The sequence below is a fragment of the Cupriavidus sp. KB_39 genome, from assembly GCF_052114485.1.
In the GTDB taxonomy this organism is placed as follows: Bacteria; Pseudomonadota; Gammaproteobacteria; order Burkholderiales; family Burkholderiaceae; genus Cupriavidus.
This window is the reverse complement of the sequence record NZ_JBFREV010000196.1, coordinates 1-487: the sequence shown is the minus strand read 5'-3', so window position 1 is coordinate 487 and position 487 is coordinate 1. Positions and strand designations below refer to the sequence as shown.

The 487-nt window shown below is 62.6% G+C and carries 1 pseudogene; it reads left to right on the top strand.

The window, feature by feature from the left end:
* Positions 1-481 (top strand): annotated as a pseudogene (locus tag AB4Z27_RS29500) (hypothetical protein); the annotation flags it as partial.
* Positions 482-487: the final 6 nt, after the last annotated feature.

Sequence of the window (487 nt, the reverse complement as noted above, 5' to 3'; positions counted from 1 at the left end):
GACCTGCCCGGCGTGCAAGGTCGGCGGGCCGGTGTACAACGACTGCGATCCAAGATACTCGCTGCATGGGAAGCAGATTCTGGTTTCGGGGGCGCGCGTGTTCTGCAAGTGCAAGGAGCACCCGCGCGTGCTGCCGTCGCAGCATATCTTTTCGATCGAAGTAGACCGGTCGCCAGAGCAGGAGGAGGAAGCCGCGGTAGCCGCCACGCCGAATCCCGGTGTAACGCACTTGGCTGCGGAAAAACCGTCGACGAAGGAATACCTTCTGCGGCCGCGCGGGACGTTGTACTGGGGCGGAGCTGGGCTCGACGGAGACTACGTGCGGCCACAACTGGAGGCGTTCCGGAAGGCGGGGATCGAGCACTGTTTCATGGGACTGACGAACTCGGCAAACCACGGGCTGAACGAGGACTACAAGGAGGCTGGACAAATCCTGGATGCCCTCCGGGCTGGTCTCGTCGTGCGCTATGCGCTATCGTGATGACAG